Consider the following 775-nt stretch of genomic DNA (forward strand, 5'->3'; position numbering starts at 1 on the left):
GCGGCCGCCCCCCCCCGGCGGGGGCCGGGGCGTTTCCCGGGGGGGCGCCGCGCCGGGCGGCCCCCCCCCACTACAGATGTCGGATGTATTGTCAGCTTCGCGGCTTACGCCGCGCCTACAACACGGGGACGCTTCATGCCTGCTGCATTGCCTGTCTATATGCCTTGGTTGATGACGGCTGGCTTCGGCTGGTTGTATTACCGGCGCATCCGTCGCCATTTCGGCTGGCAGCCGTGGCGGCCGGTTCGCAATGGCATCCGCATCGGCATCCTGTCGCTGGTGAGTGCTGCGCTGGTGGTCGCGGCGATTTACATCCCGCATGTCGCGTTGGGGATTGTTGCCGGCGCAGTCGCCGGGGTTGGACTGGGCCTGTTCGCACTCAAACACACGTTGATCAGCGAGCGCGATGGGCGGGCCGGCTATACGCCAAATCCGTGGATCGGCGGTGGCTTGGCGTTGTTGCTGATCGGACGCCTGGCCTGGCGCTGGTATGGCGGTGCTTTCAGCCAGGGCATGGGCACGGGCATGGGCAATGCCAGTCCGTTGACCTTGGCGTTGGCGGCAGCCTTGATCAGCTATGGCCTGGTGCAGGCGGTAGGTCTGGCGATACGCCTACGTTGATGTAGGTAGTGCCGAGCCATGCTCGGCAGGGGGCTCTACAAGCAAAGCCGCACATGTAGTGGCGGGCCCAAAGGCGCGGCGGGCGTAAAAATAAATAACCCAGCCCACCCAGGCGCGGCCCAAGAAGAAAAGGGCTCGTGCGGGATCAGGAGGG

The 775-nt window shown here is 65.4% G+C and carries 1 protein-coding gene; it reads left to right on the forward strand.

The window, feature by feature from the left end:
• Window positions 1-135 precede the first annotated feature (135 nt).
• Entirely contained in the window at window positions 136-621 is a 486-nt protein-coding gene (locus ACVOLL_RS20575; RefSeq protein WP_481514566.1) for a CcdC protein domain-containing protein, read from the forward strand.
• The last annotated feature ends 154 nt before the right edge of the window (window positions 622-775 follow it).

The organism is Stenotrophomonas sp. STEN035, assembly GCF_056759935.1.

Bases quoted from the DNA above. Each gene is read 5' to 3' on its own strand.
- ACVOLL_RS20575 (WP_481514566.1), top strand. From the start codon at position 136: ATGCCTGCTGCATTGCCTGTCTATATGCCTTGGTTGATGACGGCTGGC.